The 15,453-nt window shown below is 62.7% G+C and carries 16 protein-coding genes; 3 read left to right on the top strand and 13 right to left on the bottom strand.

Going from position 1 to position 15,453, the window contains the following annotated elements; translation table 11 throughout:
* Positions 1-81: 81 nt before the first annotated feature.
* The 12 genes from R4P65_RS03445 to R4P65_RS03390 form a co-directional block, all read right to left on the bottom strand.
* Positions 82-723, bottom strand: coding sequence for a dTMP kinase (locus tag R4P65_RS03445; RefSeq protein ID WP_230812581.1), 642 nt, complete (start codon positions 721-723; stop codon positions 82-84).
* An 80-nt stretch (positions 724-803) separates the two neighbouring features.
* Entirely contained in the window at positions 804-2,282 is a 1,479-nt protein-coding gene (ahcY, locus tag R4P65_RS03440; protein ID WP_021332564.1) for an adenosylhomocysteinase, read from the bottom strand.
* A gap of 60 nt (positions 2,283-2,342) precedes the next feature.
* The gene (locus R4P65_RS03435; protein ID WP_317825445.1) at positions 2,343-2,984 is read right to left on the bottom strand and encodes a TetR family transcriptional regulator; all 642 of its coding nucleotides are present in this window, start codon (positions 2,982-2,984) and stop codon (positions 2,343-2,345) included.
* 48 nt (positions 2,985-3,032) lie between these two features.
* Complete coding sequence (locus R4P65_RS03430) at positions 3,033-3,215, bottom strand: rubredoxin (RefSeq protein ID WP_317825444.1); 183 nt, start codon at positions 3,213-3,215, stop codon at positions 3,033-3,035.
* Positions 3,212-3,397 carry a rubredoxin gene (locus R4P65_RS03425; protein ID WP_317825443.1) on the bottom strand — a complete coding sequence of 62 codons (186 nt, stop codon included), beginning with the start codon at positions 3,395-3,397 and terminating at the stop codon, positions 3,212-3,214. Before R4P65_RS03425 ends, R4P65_RS03430 begins: the two co-directional genes overlap by 4 nt.
* Positions 3,397-4,623: an alkane 1-monooxygenase gene (locus R4P65_RS03420; RefSeq protein ID WP_317825442.1), complete on the bottom strand. Its 1,227-nt coding sequence runs from the start codon at positions 4,621-4,623 to the stop codon at positions 3,397-3,399. Before R4P65_RS03420 ends, R4P65_RS03425 begins: the two co-directional genes overlap by 1 nt.
* Before the next feature lie 111 nt (positions 4,624-4,734).
* Positions 4,735-6,231: an amino acid permease gene (locus R4P65_RS03415; RefSeq protein ID WP_317825441.1), complete on the bottom strand. Its 1,497-nt coding sequence runs from the start codon at positions 6,229-6,231 to the stop codon at positions 4,735-4,737.
* Positions 6,232-6,317: 86 nt separating this feature from the next.
* Positions 6,318-7,274 (bottom strand): cation diffusion facilitator family transporter, encoded by a 957-nt coding sequence (locus tag R4P65_RS03410; protein WP_317825440.1) that lies wholly within the window; start codon positions 7,272-7,274, stop codon positions 6,318-6,320.
* 19 nt (positions 7,275-7,293) lie between these two features.
* Positions 7,294-8,547 (bottom strand): mannose-6-phosphate isomerase, class I, encoded by a 1,254-nt coding sequence (gene manA, locus R4P65_RS03405; protein WP_317825439.1) that lies wholly within the window; start codon positions 8,545-8,547, stop codon positions 7,294-7,296.
* On the bottom strand, positions 8,548-9,642 hold the full coding sequence (locus tag R4P65_RS03400) for a tobH protein (protein WP_317825438.1): 1,095 nt from the start codon (positions 9,640-9,642) through the stop codon (positions 8,548-8,550). It lies immediately after the preceding gene.
* A 163-nt stretch (positions 9,643-9,805) separates the two neighbouring features.
* Positions 9,806-11,179: a phosphomannomutase/phosphoglucomutase gene (locus tag R4P65_RS03395; protein WP_317825437.1), complete on the bottom strand. Its 1,374-nt coding sequence runs from the start codon at positions 11,177-11,179 to the stop codon at positions 9,806-9,808.
* A 127-nt stretch (positions 11,180-11,306) separates the two neighbouring features.
* A complete protein-coding gene (locus R4P65_RS03390) occupies positions 11,307-11,693 on the bottom strand; it encodes a DUF3499 domain-containing protein (RefSeq protein ID WP_007731177.1) in 387 nt (128 codons plus the stop codon).
* An 80-nt stretch (positions 11,694-11,773) separates the two neighbouring features.
* Here R4P65_RS03390 and R4P65_RS03385 point away from each other — a divergent pair, with 80 nt between their 5' ends.
* Positions 11,774-12,262: a metallopeptidase family protein gene (locus tag R4P65_RS03385; RefSeq protein ID WP_003940797.1), complete on the top strand. Its 489-nt coding sequence runs from the start codon at positions 11,774-11,776 to the stop codon at positions 12,260-12,262.
* Positions 12,263-12,417: 155 nt separating this feature from the next.
* Here the strand turns inward: R4P65_RS03385 and R4P65_RS03380 are convergent, their stop codons facing one another.
* Complete coding sequence (locus tag R4P65_RS03380) at positions 12,418-12,696, bottom strand: WhiB family transcriptional regulator (RefSeq protein WP_020907098.1); 279 nt, start codon at positions 12,694-12,696, stop codon at positions 12,418-12,420.
* Between the two features lie 380 nt (positions 12,697-13,076).
* On the opposite strand from R4P65_RS03380, the gene cofD reads away from it, so the two are divergent.
* Positions 13,077-14,069: a 2-phospho-L-lactate transferase gene (cofD, locus tag R4P65_RS03375; protein ID WP_230812559.1), complete on the top strand. Its 993-nt coding sequence runs from the start codon at positions 13,077-13,079 to the stop codon at positions 14,067-14,069.
* On the top strand, positions 14,066-15,451 hold the full coding sequence (locus R4P65_RS03370) for a coenzyme F420-0:L-glutamate ligase (RefSeq protein WP_317825436.1): 1,386 nt from the start codon (positions 14,066-14,068) through the stop codon (positions 15,449-15,451). The genes cofD and R4P65_RS03370 overlap by 4 nt, the downstream gene beginning before the upstream one ends.
* Positions 15,452-15,453 lie beyond the last annotated feature (2 nt).

Genomic DNA, 15,453 nt, shown 5'->3' with positions numbered 1-15,453 from the left:
CCGTTACGAGGCCGTGCGGCGTGCCGCGTCTTTCCCTCTACTGTGCCGGAAAGTTCGAATCCCGGCTGCAAGGGTGACCGATCACGCGAAATCCGCGAGCCTGCGCGCCAGGTCGGCCGGGTCCGTCTCCGGCCCCAAGATCCACCAGGGTGAGACCCAGTCCGTCGCTGCCAACTGGGTGTACAGCTGACCGGTTCGGGCCTGCAGGCCGCCGTCACGCTCGTACGCGTCGAGCTGACGCGACGCGTCCTCGGCCTCACGGGAGCGGGCGCGCTGCTCGGCGAGGGCTACCGGTACGTCGAGGTACAACTGCAGATCGGGAGAGGGCAGAGCGAGTCGGCCCAACTCCAATTCACGGACCCAGGCGACCATCTCGCCGTCCACGCCCTGATGCACTCGCGCCGCGTTGTAGGCAGCGTTGGACGCCACGTAGCGATCGAGCAGAACAATGTCGTTGGTGGACAACAGTTCCGAGATCTGACCCGCAGCACCGGCGCGGTCCAAGGCGAACAGAACTGCCATCGCGTTCACGGACTCGGCCAAGTCTCCGTGTGAACCTTTTAGCGCCTCGGCCGCCAGATCCGCGTGGATCGACTTTCCGTACCGCGGAAAATCCAGAGTCGCGATCGACGTGCCGCCGCGGCGGAGTTCGCCCTCCACTTTGCCGATCAACGTACGCTTTCCAGCTCCGTCAAGGCCTTCCAATGCCACCAGTGTTCCCACGGCGGACAAGCCTATCCCCCGGCCTGCTTGCACAGACCGGGGGACGGCGGACACTACATCCTCAGCGATGAATCACCGGGTCAGTAGCGGTAGTGCTCCGGCTTGTACGGGCCTTCGACGTCGACGCCGATGTACTCTGCCTGATCCTTGGTGAGCTTGGTCAGCGTGCCACCGAGTGCCTCGACGTGGATCTTGGCGACCTTCTCGTCGAGGTGCTTGGGGAGGCGGTAGACCTCGTTGTCGTACTCGTCCGGCTTTGTCCACAGTTCGATCTGCGCGATGACCTGGTTGGAGAAGCTGTTGCTCATCACGAATGACGGGTGGCCCGTCGCGTTGCCGAGATTGAGCAGGCGGCCTTCGGACAGCACGATGATCGAGTGGCCGTCGGCAAACGTGAACTCGTCGACCTGCGGCTTGATGTTGATCCGCGTGACGTCGCCGGACTTCTCGAGGCCGGCCATGTCGATCTCGTTGTCGAAGTGACCGATGTTGCCCAGGATGGCCTGGTGCTTCATGGCCTTCATGTGCTCGAACGTGATGATGTCCTTGTTACCGGTGGACGTGATCACGATGTCGGCCCAGCCGATGGCCTGCTCGACCGTCTTGACCTCGAAGCCGTCCATGAGCGCCTGAAGGGCGTTGATGGGGTCGACCTCGGTGACCGCGACGCGAGCGCCCTGGCCGCGAAGTGCCTCGGCACAACCCTTGCCGACGTCTCCGTAACCGCAGACCAGCGCAGCCTTGCCACCGATCAGAACGTCGGTGCCGCGGTTGATGCCGTCGAGCAGCGAGTGGCGCGTGCCGTACTTGTTGTCGAACTTGCTCTTGGTGACCGAGTCGTTGACGTTGATCGCGGGGAACGTGAGTTCACCGGCAGCGGCAACCTGGTACAGACGCAGAACGCCCGTGGTGGTCTCTTCGGTGACGCCCTGGACGGACTCGGCGATCGCGGTCCACTTGCCCTTGTCAGCGGCGAGCGACTGACGCAGAAGCGCGAGGAAGACCTTGTACTCGTCTGAATCCTGGTCGTCGTCCGTCGGCGGCACGACGCCGGCCTTCTCGAACTGTGCGCCCTTGAGCACGAGCATGGTGGCGTCGCCACCGTCGTCGAGAATCATGTTGGCAGGCTCACCCGGCCAGGTCAGCATCTGCTCGGCTGCCCACCAGTACTCCTCGAGGGTTTCGCCCTTCCAGGCGAAAACCGGAACGCCCTTGGGCTCTTCCGGAGTGCCGTGCGGACCGACGACGATAGCGGCGGCAGCGTGGTCCTGCGTGGAGAAGATGTTGCACGAAGCCCAGCGCACCTCGGCACCGAGCGCGGTCAGCGTCTCGATCAGAACTGCGGTCTGAATGGTCATGTGCAGCGAGCCGGAAACGCGAGCGCCCTTGAGCGGCAACACCTCTGCGTATTCGCGACGAAGCGCCATGAGGCCGGGCATCTCGTGCTCTGCCAGACGGATTTCCTTGCGACCGAACTCCGCGAGCGAAAGATCTGCAACTTTGAAGTCGATGCCATTACGGCTCTCGGCCACGGGCGTTGTTGAAACTGAGGTCGTCATCTGCCTCTCCTGGTTGACGTGCATACTCTGCACAAGCCTATCGGTGCACAAGGCTATCGGTTAGACGCCCTCTCTCGCCCGACCATCTCCCGCCCGGCCCGCGCGCGCCACATCGATGAACGGTCCGAGCAAAGTACCCAGATCCTCCGCGACCGAAGCTCCGGACTCCGGCGGCATCGAAATGTAGCTCAGCCCGAGGCGCGCAATCGCCCTCGCCAGAATCCCGGCATCAGCAGGTGACGCTTGGATCCACCCTCGCTGGAAGCTCTCCGCGAGCCGCGACGACGCCCGCTCGATGATGACCGCACTGTCGGTGGTGATCAGACGAAGCAGGTCCGGCTTGGCCTCACCGGTGAGCAGCGAGATCACCAGCGGGTCGGTGGCACTGGAGGCGAAAAACGCCCCAAAGCCTGCCATCAGTGCTTCGACTGCACGCCCCTCGTGCGCCACCATGGCCTCGTCCACCGCGTCGACGAAGCCGTCGGCGAGCCGGAGCGCGTACGCCTCGGCGAGCCCTTGCCTCGAACCGAACTCGTTGTAGAGCGTCTGACGGCTCACACCTGCATGCTTGGCCAGAACGGTCAGGGTCACCTCGGACCAGTCGCGTTCGGTCAACAATTCACGCATCGAATCGAGCACCGAGGTACGCAGCAGCAGTCGCGACGCTTCTTTCTGCGGTAGGCGGGTGGGCGTCGAAGTCATGGTGACGACATTACCGCCGCACCTAGGTCCGTTCGACGCCGACGCATCTCACTGCCGCTCGACCTCCACCATGAAGAAGTCACTCTTCGCCGCCCCACAGTCGGGGCAACTCCAGTCTTCGGGAATGTCGTCCCAGCGAGTCCCCGGTTCGATACCGTCCTCCGGCCAGCCGACCGCCTCGTCGTACTCGAATCCGCACTGCGCGCACTGATACAGCTTGTAGTCGTTCACGATTCACTCCCCGCCGTTGCCGGCATCGGATCGAAGTCCAGCTTTTCCCGCACGCCGCAGTCCGGGCAGCACCAGTCGTCCGGAACGGCATCCCACAGTGTTCCCGCCGGAAACCCTTCTCGTGGTGCACCCTTCGACTCGTCGTAGACATACCCACACACCGGGCATCGGTAGCTGCTCATCACGCCGCTCCATATCGAGCGAGGATGCGATCACGCTTGGACGGCTGAACGTTGACTCGGGTGATGTCACCGTCGTAATGGGCAAGCACTTTGGGGTCCATGATTTTTCGCCACAACGGCGGAACGTAGGCGAGCATGATCATGCTCGCGTACCCGCTTGGCAAGTTCGGTGCACCGTCCATGCTTCGTAGCGTCTGATATCGCCGCGTCGGGTTCGCGTGATGGTCACTGTGGCGCTGGAGGTGATACAGGAAAATGTTGGTGCAGATGTGATCGCTGTTCCAACTGTGCTCCGGTGCAGCGCGCTCGTACCGCCCGCTGTCCAAACGGCGACGCTTCAGTCCGTAATGCTCGAGGTAGTTGACCGTTTCGAGCAAGCAGAACCCGAACACGGCCTGCAGCACCAGGAACGGCAGCACCGAGAGCCCGAAGACGGCGACGAGGACACCGAAGAGCGCAACGGACATCAACCACGAATGCAGGACATCGTTGCGAATTGTCCACGGCTTCTTACCCAGTCGATCCAGTCTGGCTTTCTCCAGGGACCACGACGAGCGCAAGGATCCCCACACGCTGCGCGGCAGGAAGGTCCAGAAGCTCTCACCGAAACGAGACGACGCCGGATCCTCCGGCGTAGCGACACGTACATGGTGTCCGCGATTGTGCTCGATGTAGAAGTGGCCGTAAAACGACTGCGCCAGAGTGATCTTCGACAACCAGCGCTCGAGATCATCCTTCTTGTGACCGAGTTCGTGCGCCGTGTTGATCCCGATTCCCGCGACGCAGCCGATACTGATCGCCAAACCGATCTTGGAGATCAGCCCAAGTCCCCCGTCGATCCCGAGCCATGACAGGTCCGTCGCCGACCAGAGATAGCAGGCCAGGACGAGGCTGGCCAACTGGAACGGTATGTAGATGTACGTGCAGTACCGGTAGTACCTGTCGCTCTCGAGACGCTCCATCACCTCGTCCGGTGGATTCTCGCCGTCCGGGCCGAAAAAGATGTCGAGGATCGGGAGCAGGACGTAGACGAGCAGCGGCCCGATCCACCACCAGACCGGTGCGACCGCATTCCATCCGAGATTGTCGAACAACGCGACCAATCCGACGGCGATGAAAACCGCCGTCGGCGGCACCAGGCCGAGCAGCCAGAGATACCTCTTCTTGTCACGCCACTGCTCCGGCGGGAGCGTCTGCCCGGACTGCGAGTTCACGTGCGTCGACACGGTCTGCCTCCTCGATTCGGACCGACTCGACAACTGTGAGTCAGTTCACTATCTAGTAGACAGTACTACTTGATTTGTACACTCGATAGACAAATCGCAAACTTTGTACAATCACTCTATTTCGCCGCGCTCACGCTTTCCGATCAACGAATGCTGTCTGCTGTAGGCGAAGTAGATGACAACACCGAGAGCCATCCAGACCACGAACCTCATCCAGGTCTCCACCGACAGGTTGAACATCAACCAGAGACACGCGAGTACCGCCAGGATCGGGACCAGCGGGACAAGCGGAACCCGGAACCCGCGGGGTAGGTCCGGCCGCGTCCGACGAAGCACGAGAACCCCCAACGACACGAGAACAAACGCGAACAGCGTGCCGATGTTGACCATTTCTTCGAGGGTGCCGATCGGAAACACTCCGGCGAGCACCGCGACCACAACGCCGACCAACACGGTGATCCGCACCGGCGTTCCGTGCTTGCCTGTCGGCGCCAAGCGTCGCGGCATCAGACCGTCGCGTGCCATCGCGAAGAGCACCCTGGTCTGACCGAGCATCAGCACCATCACCACTGTCGTCAGGCCTGCCAACGCGCCGAACGAGATGACGTTTTTCGCCCACGTGATGTCGTGGAAGGCGAATGCCGTTGCCAGGTTGGAGGTATCGCCCTCGAGTTCGGTGTACTTCACCATCCCGGTCAACACGAGTGTCACCGCCACGTACAGAACCGTCACGATCAGGAGAGAGCCCAGGATGCCGCGAGGCAACGCCTTCTGCGGTTCCTTCGCCTCCTCCGCCGTCGTGGCGACGACGTCGAAGCCGATGAACGCGAAGAACACCAGACTGGCTGCCGCGAGCAATCCGTACCACCCGAACGTGCTGCCACCGGCCCCCGTCACGTACGAGAACAGGGACTGGTGAATGCCCTCCCCCGTCGATCCCGCTTCAGACGGCGGAATGTACGGCGAGTAGTTGTCGGTGTCGATGTAGAAGAGCCCGACGATGATCACCAGCAACACCACCGCGACCTTGATCGCCGTAATCACCAGCGAAACCCTCGACGAGAGTTTGGTACCGGTCGCGAGCAGCACCGTGATGACCACGATCACCAGCACCGCTCCCCAGTCGAAGGAGATCGGCCCCAACTCGACGATCGGACTGCGTGAGCCCATCACTTCGCCGAGGTACAGCGACCAGCCTTTTGCGACCACCGAAGACGCCAAGGCGAATTCGAGGATGAGATCCCAGCCGATGATCCAGGCGACGAATTCGCCGAATGTCGCGTACGAGAATGTGTAGGCGCTACCGGCAACCGGCACCGTCGATGCGAACTCGGCATAACAGAGCGCTGCAAGTCCGCAGGCGATGGCGGCAATGACAAACGCCAGGGAGACCGACGGCCCGGCGACATTTCCCGCAGTCCGAGCCGTGAGTGTGAAGATGCCCGCGCCGATGACCACCGCGACACCAAACACGGTGAGATCCCACGAGTTCAGTTCTTTCCGGAGTTTGGTTTCCGGTTCGTCCGTGTCCTTGATGGACTGCTCGATCGATTTCGTTCGAAACAGCTTCGACCGTCCAGATCCGTCCTGCTCGTCCTTGACAGCCATTGCCGCCTCCTTGCTGGGGACCAGCAGGTCCCACTATGGGCAAGTAGAGAGATGGCATCAGCCTAAGCCCGCAGGCACGGCTTTGTTCAGGGTTTGTCGGGAGCCTGTAGATCTGTCTCAAGGCGATCTGCCCTGAGACGATCCAGGTCCGGCTCGAGGTAGATCACCCGCGCCGCAGGTACGGCAGCGCGCACGCGGGACTCGGCCTCGTCGATCGCCGTCGCCACATCCGAGATCGTCGATCCGATCGGCACCGCAACCTTGGCAGCAACAAGAATCTCCTCGGGACCGAGGTACTGCGTCTTGCAATGAATGACGCGTTCGATACGAGTTCCGTCGACCAGGGCGTTCAGGATCAGTTCGGTCTCCACCGCCGTTGCGCCCTCACCGATCAGCAGCGACTGCATTTCGATGATCAGAATGATCGCGATGATGCCGAGCAGGACACCGATGCACAGAGTTCCGATGCCGTCGAAGACCGGATTTCCGGTCACCATCGTGAGGCCGACGCCGCCGAGCGCAAGGACCAGACCGATCAATGCGCCGGTGTCCTCGACCAGGACAACCGGAAGTTCCGGGCTACGAGAGGTTCGGATGAAGTTCCACCACGACGCGTTTCCCTTGAGCGGTCGTGATTCCTTCGCTGCGGTCAGGAAGCTGTAGCCCTCCAGACAAATCGCGATGACAAGAATCCCAATTGCCACGAAGGCCGAATTGAGTTCTTCCGGATGCTGAATCTTGTGAATACCTTCGTAGATCGCGAACAACGAGCCGAGGGTGAAGAGCACCAGTGCAACGACAAAAGAATAGAAGTATCGGTTGCGCCCGTAGCCGAACGGGTGCAGTTGATCTGCCTCACGTTCTGCCTTCTTCTGCCCCAGGAGCAGCAACCCTTGATTGGACGTGTCGGCCACCGAGTGCACTGACTCGGCGAGCATCGACGACGATCCAGTGATCAAGAATCCGGCGAACTTCGCTACGGCAATTCCGGCATTGGCTGCGAGAGCCGCCAGGATTGCCTTCTTGCCACCATGAGCCGACACACTGTCTCCTAGTTGACGACTACAGGCTGTTGCCGACTACTGCACTGAATACCTGCGCAGTCGGAGTCCGTGCGCTCAGGTGTATCGCGGGCTCGTCGGCCGCGATCCACGCCGCTCGGCCCCGGTCGAGGTCGAGAGTGTCGGCGCCGCACGTCGCGGTGACCGCGCCGTCGGTGCAGATCAGAATCCGCGGGCCGGAAGAGTCGACCATGATGTCGGTGGAATTCGAGTCGAACTCCAGACGCGTCAGACGAAATTCGGGTGCGGGCGTGACGTACTCGTACCGACCTGATCCTGACCGACCTGATCCCTTTTGACTCGATCGTGATGCCGGAGCCGGATCGAGCACGTCGATATCCGCCCCGACGAAATCCAGAACCCTCAACAGTTCGGGCACGTCGACGTGTTTGGGCGTCAGTCCGCCGCGCAGCACGTTGTCGGAGTTGGCCATGATCTCCACCGCAAGTCCATGGAGATATGCATGGAGATTGCCGGCAGCGAGGAACAGTCCCTGTCCGGGCTCGAGTGTGACGCGGTTGAGCAGCAGTGCGGCCAGTACGCCCGCGTCGCCGGGGTATGCCTCGCTCAATTCCAACGCGGTGCGGATCTCGGTCACGAATTCGGCTTCGTGATGCGCGACGTAAGTGATGCACCCGGCAAGTACGGCAGGGAGCAACGTCCCGAGCACCGTGGACGGCAGCGTGATCCACGTGGTGAACAACGCCCGGAGCCCGTCGGAATCGGGTTGGCCTTCGAGCAGACCGATGTACGGTTCCAACTCGTCGACAGCCAGCGCGCGCAGCAGTTTGACAGTGCGCGTCGGCTCACGGAATCCGGCAAGAGCTTCGAATCTGCTCAGCGCGACAACGAGTTCGGGCTTGTGACTGCCGTCCTTGTAGTTGCGAATCGGCGATTCCATGGGAACGCCGAGAGCGTTCTCACGACGAAAGCCCTCGTCGGCTTGAACAGCACTGGGATGAGCCTGCAGCGACAGCGGTTCTTCCGCCGCAAGCAACTTGAGCAGGAACGGGAGTCGCTCACCGAAAGCCTCGAGGTTCTCACGCCCGAGTTCACGCTCGGGTTCGCGGTGCAGGACCTCGAGCAACGACTCGCTTCCGGATTCGGTGATCACGCGCGCCGGGTCACCCGGATGCGCGCCCAACCACAACTCCGCTTCGGGATGATTCGACGGGGTCGCGAGGCCCCGCAGTTCGGCAATTGCCGTTCGCGAACCCCACGCGTAAGAACGAAGTGCACCTTCGAGTTCACGCACTTACTTCGCACCACCCGTCAACTGCACGTACGCCGCAGCCATGTCCACTCGAGACGCCAACACGAACACCTGCTCCATCTCCGATATCACCACGTTGGTCTGGTCTTCGTCTACCGCCACCACCAGATCCGCGTCGGCCAGTGCGTCCATCCGTCGTTTCGCCTCCCCGCGCGTGGATTCGGTCGCGAAAACGAACGCCCGCGCCGGCGCAGTCGGCAGTGCGCCGTCCAGTTGCGGATCGTGAAAAAACGGGTCGTGGAAAACCGAATCACGCGAAGCTGCGTCCGGCGCGAACAGAGCTCGTGCCGAACGGATCACCTCCGACATCTCTGCGGCGGCGGCGTTCAGGCCCGAGCTCATCAGCGAAATACTGGAGAACTCTGCGAGTGCTGTTGTCACGGAACCACTTCCACACAGAACGACCCGTCGGCCGCTCATTCTGGTGGCCAACGACTTGGCCGGGTTGTGGAATACCTCGTTGGCCGGCCCGTCCCGCAGCGCTTCCGCGTCAACCGCGTCGGCGATTCGACCGAGCACCGCCGAACGGTCATCGATCGATCCCTTGCCCTCGATTTCGGCGGCAACCGCGAGGAAAACGGCGAGGAACCGTGTCATCGTGTGCCTCGGCGAGGCGTAGAGCCGCGGCGGCAACGGCATGGTGCGCCCGGCCGCCACGGCTCGCATGGGCCCCTCGTCCGGAACGGCGACAACAACTTCGGCGCCACGGCGAACGGCACTGTCGACCGATTCGACCAGGCGTGGATCACCCGCATCGTCACCGGCGACGACGATCACGTCCAACGGTCCGGCCCACGACGGCGTCCGGTCGAGCACGATGAGCGGACACCCGATCGAATCTCCGACGAGGGCGAGCGCGATCCTGGCTCCGTGTCGAGCGCCACCGGTGCCGGCGATCAGCACGACGCTGCGCGGGCGCAGACCGGCCAGCCGAGAGATCACCCCCTCGCCGACCGCCGACGCGGTGGCTCGAATCTGTGCGCCCCCCATGGCTACAGACCGCAGTAGCCCCTCCGAATCGGCAGCCGACAAACCCTCGCTGTCGTCGAGGTCGAGAAGCGGCATCGGCGCTGTCATCTCACCGCACCCCCTTCTCCGTTAGCAGTTCCCGCACCATCCAGCATTCCAGCTCTACGCGGTTCGTGGTGGCAAAGCCTTCGTTCCCGACGCCGTCGTTCCCGAAATAGTCCCCCAACTATCCCAGGGCTTCGGCTCACCGACAAACCGATCAGACTCGGATTCAAGCCCGGACGATCGCCAGAATTTCGTTCACCAGTGCGTCGACATCGGCGGACGTGGGTGCTTCGACGTTGAGTCGCAGCAAGGGTTCGGTGTTGGACGCACGCAGGTTGAACCAGGCATTTCCCTCGAGGCTGACCGTGACTCCGTCGAGGCGATCCACCGACTCGGTGCGGTCCGCAAATGCTGCCAGTACGGCGGCCGTGCGATCGGCTGCGTCCGCCACCGTGGAGTTGATCTCGCCCGAGGCCGCGTAGCGCGTGTACTCCGCCATCAACTCCGACAGCGGGCGGTCCTGCTCGCCCAGCGCAGCGAGTACGTGCAACGCCGCGAGCATGCCGGAGTCGGCGCCCCAGAAGTCGCGGAAATAGTAGTGAGCGGAGTGCTCGCCGCCGAAGACGGCACCGGTCTCGGCCATCTCCTGCTTGATGAACGAGTGGCCGACTCGGGTACGAATCGCGACGCCGCCGAGTTCTTCGACCAGTTCGGGCACTGCCCGTGACGTGATCAGGTTGTGGATGATCGACGCGCCCGGTTCCTTCGCGAGTTCACGCTTGGCGACAAGTGCCGTCACCGCGGACGGCGAGACTGGGTCGCCCTTCTCGTCGACGACGAAGCAACGGTCCGCGTCACCGTCGAACGCCAAGCCGATGTCTGCTCCGGTTTCACGCACGTATGCCTGCAGGTCGACGAGGTTGGCCGGATCGAGCGGATTGGCTTCGTGGTTGGGGAACGTGCCGTCGAGCTCGAAGTACAGCGGGAGAACCTCGAGAGGCATCGGCCCGAATACGGCCGGCGAGGTGTGTCCGCCCATGCCGTTGCCGGCGTCGACTGCGACCTTCAGCGGACGCAACGCAGCCAGGTCGACCAATCCGCGTAGGTAGCTCGCGTATTCCTCGAGGACGTCCTTGGTGCTGGCGGTGCCTGCCGGTCCGTCGTATGCGGGAACACCCGAGACGACCTCGGCGGAGATGGTTGCGAGACCGGTGTCCTGACCGACCGGCTTGGCGCCGGCCCGGCACATCTTGATGCCGTTGTACTTGGCCGGATTGTGACTCGCTGTGAACATCGCGCCCGGGCAGTTCAGCAAACCCGATGCAAAGTAGAGCTCGTCCGTCGACGCCAGTCCGATGTAGACGACGTCGAGCCCTTGAGCGAGCACGCCGTCCCCGAAAGCCGAAGACAGCGTGGGCGACGATGCACGCATGTCGCAGCCGATCACAACCGTCGTGGCGGCGCCGGCCTCGTCGCGGACCAGACGGGCGAACGATGCACCGACGTCGCGGACAAAATCTTCGTCGATCTGCTCACCGACCACGCCGCGCACGTCGTACGCCTTGATGATTGCAGCAACCGACTCGGCTGTTCGCCCCACTGAAAACTCTCCTTGTGCATGCACCCTCACAGACGGGAACGTCCGGGCGCGTGGCGTCCGGAGATTCGCAGTACTCGGGTGTGGAAGTACTCGGTCGAGCCTAGCGTCTGCGGCGACGAATCTCGCGTCAGTTGGACGGGTCGGGCAGAACGCGGAGGTGTCCACGACGCCCTGTACGGGCAGTACTCGGAGCTGCGGGACGTATGTCCTCATCTGCGTCGACGTTGGACTTGCTGCGATCTCCGAGACCGGCTTCACGTACAGCTTCGGCCAAAGCGGTCAAATCGTCTTCGTCGGGAGTGCTCGATGCGAATCCACCTTCGTGGCGAACCAGTTCCCAACCCTTCGGGGCAGTGATTCGCGAGCCGTGCGTGTCACACAAATCCCACGAATGGGGCTCGGCGACGGTTGCCAGCGGCCCGACAACCGCAGTGGAGTCCGAGTAGACATACGTAAGCGTCGCGACGGCGGGGTTCTTGCACCCGGGGCGGCAGCAGCGACGCAGAGATCTCACAGGTACGGAGCCTAGCCCTCCCCACGTCCGGAACCTACTCGGACACACCGAGCAGTTTCTTCTGTCGTAATCTGGGCGCCATGCCACAAGCCCGCCGCCGACGCTCGGTCACCACTCGTTCCATCGAGCGACACGGCCGTGGCCTGCGCGGACCGCTACTTCCCCCGGAGGTGCCCGCAAGGCGCACCCGGGCCGAGAAGTTCGATCTCCTGGTGCTCGACGCCTTCTCGCCCGTCGACCTCGCGTGGCACGACCGGTTGACGAAACTCGACATCGCAGTCGACGAAGTCCCGAAGATCCACGCGCACGATCCGGAGTCAGTCACGTGGCCGCCGGAGGTCATCGCAGACGGCCCGGTTCCACTGTCACGACTGATTCCGGCCGGAATCGACCGTCACGGAAATACGACTCGCGCAAGAATTGTGCTGTTTCGCCGCCCATTGGAGCAGCGCGCGAAGGATCCGGAAGAACTCACGGATCTGGTGCACGACGTGTTGGTCCATCAAGTCGGCACGTATCTGGGCGTCGACCCACAGGTCATCGACCCCACACTGCCCGACGAGGACTGACGCACCGTCAGACGAAAAAACTGATGTCACACGAAGAAGTAAATCCACACGAAGAACAAAACAGTCGTTGCTTGACCTGCAATTCCCCGTTGCAGGTCAGACTTTCGAAGACCGCCCGCCAGCCCCGACGCTGACAGAACCGATTCAGCAGCAGATCAGATGATCCCCCGCTTGAGTCGCCGACGCTCGCGCTCGGACAACCCTCCCCAGATTCCGAACCGTTCATCGTTCGCGAGCGCGTACTCGAGGCACTCGTCACGAACTTCACAACCGAGACAGATCCGTTTTGCTTCCCTCGTCGATCCACCCTTTTCAGGAAAGAACGCTTCGGGATCGGTCTGCGCGCAGAGAGCACGCTCCTGCCACTGATCCTCGATGGTGTCGAACAATTCTTCGAAGCCGGTGACGAGACTCAGCACTGGCCGAGTACTCATACCGTCGAACTCACTGCTGCAGGCACCTTCTGCTGCGCCTGCTCGGGAATCGGTCTGCGGTTCGTCGCTTACTGTCATTGCGAGAGAACTGATCTCGACATTTTCATTGGGCATCGTTCCGCCTCCTCACCTGTAATAGCGCAGAATTTTCACTCCATCTTCAACCCCACCCCGTCGACCGTTCGAAACTGTGTTCGAAACCGGCCCCGCTGCAAGTGAACTCACAAGTAGCGGTTGGAATGACACATTTGAGATTACACACGTCCAGCGTGTCGCGGTCAAGCTAAACGAGATGAATCCATTAGTATTCCGGCCCCCAATTGACGGGACCTTCTGCCCGCCAGACACGACGACGCGCCGACCGCCTAGGCTCTGTTGTCGTGAACGTGACTGTATTGGTTGGCGGCGTCGGCGGGGCCCGTTTCCTTCAAGGTGTGCAAAATGCGCTCGGAATCGTCGGTGGTGAATCCCTCGAGAAATACGAAGGCCCACATCGCATCACGGCCGTCGTCAACGTCGGAGACGACGTCTGGATGCACGGTCTGCGCATCTGCCCCGATCTGGACACTTGTATGTACACACTCGGCGGCGGTATCGACACCGAACGCGGGTGGGGGCACGCCGGCGAAACCTGGAATGCGAAAGAAGAACTCGCGGCATACGGAGCGAAGCCGGACTGGTTCGGCCTCGGAGATCGCGATATCGCAACACATTTGATTCGCAGCCAGATGCTCCGCACGGGATATCCGTTGTCCGCGATCACCGAAGCGTTGTGCAATCGCTGGAATCCAGGTGTCGCACTGCTTCCCGTGAGCGACGACCGCAGCGAAACACACGTTGTGATCACCGATCCGGAAGACGGTGAGCAGAAGGCGATTCATTTCCAGGAGTGGTGGGTACGCCATCGAGCACAGGTGGAAACTCACAGCTTCGCTCACGTCGGAGCCGAGCAGGCCAAGCCCGCGCCAGGGGTGGTCGAGGCGATCGACGGTGCCGACATCGTGCTGATCGCACCGTCCAATCCCGTCGTGAGCGTCGGCGCGATCCTCGCAGTGCCCGGAATTCGCGGAGCCCTGCGAACCACTGCAGCGAAGGTTGTCGGGCTCTCCCCCGTCATCGGCGGAAAACCGTTGCGCGGCATGGCTGACGAGTGCCTTGACGTCATCGGGGTCGACACGACCTCCGAGGCGATCGGTCGCCACTACGGAGCTCGTTCGATCAACGGCATTCTCGACGGCTGGCTCATCGACGAAGGTGACACGGCCGACATCGACGGAGTGGACGTGCGAAGCATCCCACTTTTGATGACGTCCCCCGAAGAGACCGCAAAAATGGTTCGAACGGCTTTCGAGATCGCCGGAGTCGAACTGTGACCGAACCCCGAACCGCAGCAAGCCGCGACAGAAATCACTCCCCCGGCGATCACTCCCCCGGCGCCGCAATCGAAGTCATTCCCGTGCTCGGCCTTCCCGAGTTCCGGCCCGGAGACGACTTGGCCGCCGCTGTCGTCGACGCGACGCCGTGGATCGAGAACGGCGACGTCGTTGTCGTCACGAGCAAGGTGTTCTCCAAAGTCGAGGGTCGCATCGTTTCCTCGCCGACCGATCCGGAAGAGCGCGACGCAGCACGGCGTCTCCTGGTCGATCAGGAGGCCGTCCGGGTAGTGGCGCGCAAGGGCCGCACTCTGATCACCGAGAACAAACTCGGGATCGTGCAGGCAGCATCGGGCATCGACGGCTCTAACGTCGACGGTGCCGAGCTGGCTCTGCTCCCCCTGGATCCTGACGCAAGCGCTGCGGGCCTGCGCGCCCGAATCTTCGAGTGCACGGGCAAGTCCGTCGCCGTCGTCGTCACCGACACGATGGGTCGTGCGTGGCGCAACGGGCAGACCGACGCCGCAATCGGTTCGTCCGGCATTCCGGTCCTGCACGGCTACCTCGGAGCACAGGACAGCCAGGGCAACGATCTGATCGTCACCGAGATCGCGATCGCTGACGAGATCGCCGCTGCCGGCGATCTGGTCAAGGGCAAACTGGGCGGCGTTCCCGTCGCCGTCGTTCGTGGACTCCGGTTCGAGGACGACGGTTCGAGCGGCCAGGATCTGATCCGCCGCGGCCCCGACGATCTGTTCTGGCTGGGCACCGAGGAGGCCACGGTGATGGGCCGCGGCCAGGCACTGCTGCTGCGTCGGTCGGTTCGGCAGTTTGCAAGTGACCCCGTCGACGCGGAGATCATTCGCAACTCGATCGCCGAGGCACTGACCGCTCCCGCACCACACCACACGAGACCGGTTCGATTCGTGTGGCTACGTACCGAGTCCGTCCGCACGGCTCTCCTCGAGAAGATGCGGGAGCGGTGGGCCGCCGATCTGCGTGCCGACGGTCGTAGCGACGAATCCGTCGAAGCGCGGGTTGCCCGCGGAAACATCCTGTTCGACGCCCCCGAGGTCGTCATTCCCTTCTGTGTGCCCGATGGCGCACACAGTTACCCGGATGCCCGACGTACCGCCGCGGAGTCCACGATGTTCACGGTTGCCGCCGGCGCGGCAGTGCAGGGCCTGCTGGTCTCGCTGGCCACACGGGGCGTGGGAAGCTGCTGGATCGGCTCGACGATCTTCGCCGCCGACCTCGTACGTACACAGCTCGATCTCCCGGCGGACTGGCAGCCACTCGGCGCGATCGCAATCGGGCACCCACTCGAGTCCCTGACTCCGCGCACCGTCTCCGCCCCCGGGGACGCGTTGGTGGAGTTGTAAGT

Origin of the sequence: Rhodococcus sp. IEGM 1318 (genome assembly GCF_033142465.1) — a bacterium.
GTDB lineage: Bacteria > Actinomycetota > Actinomycetes > Mycobacteriales > Mycobacteriaceae > Rhodococcus_F > Rhodococcus_F qingshengii_B.
This window is presented reverse-complemented; position numbering and strand designations above follow the sequence as displayed.

What these genes read in the sequence shown, in the direction of transcription:
- R4P65_RS03380 (WP_020907098.1), bottom strand. Translation starts at nt 12,696, where the DNA reads ATGAGTACTCGGCCAGTGCTGAGTCTCGTCACCGGCTTCGAAGAATTG.
- R4P65_RS03385 (WP_003940797.1), top strand. Translation starts at nt 11,774, where the DNA reads ATGCCACAAGCCCGCCGCCGACGCTCGGTCACCACTCGTTCCATCGAG.
- R4P65_RS03435 (WP_317825445.1), bottom strand. Translation starts at nt 2,984, where the DNA reads ATGACTTCGACGCCCACCCGCCTACCGCAGAAAGAAGCGTCGCGACTG.
- R4P65_RS03400 (WP_317825438.1), bottom strand. Translation starts at nt 9,642, where the DNA reads ATGACAGCGCCGATGCCGCTTCTCGACCTCGACGACAGCGAGGGTTTG.
- R4P65_RS03425 (WP_317825443.1), bottom strand. Translation starts at nt 3,397, where the DNA reads ATGAGCAGCTACCGATGCCCGGTGTGTGGGTATGTCTACGACGAGTCG.
- ahcY (WP_021332564.1), bottom strand. Translation starts at nt 2,282, where the DNA reads ATGACGACCTCAGTTTCAACAACGCCCGTGGCCGAGAGCCGTAATGGC.
- R4P65_RS03415 (WP_317825441.1), bottom strand. Translation starts at nt 6,231, where the DNA reads ATGGCTGTCAAGGACGAGCAGGACGGATCTGGACGGTCGAAGCTGTTT.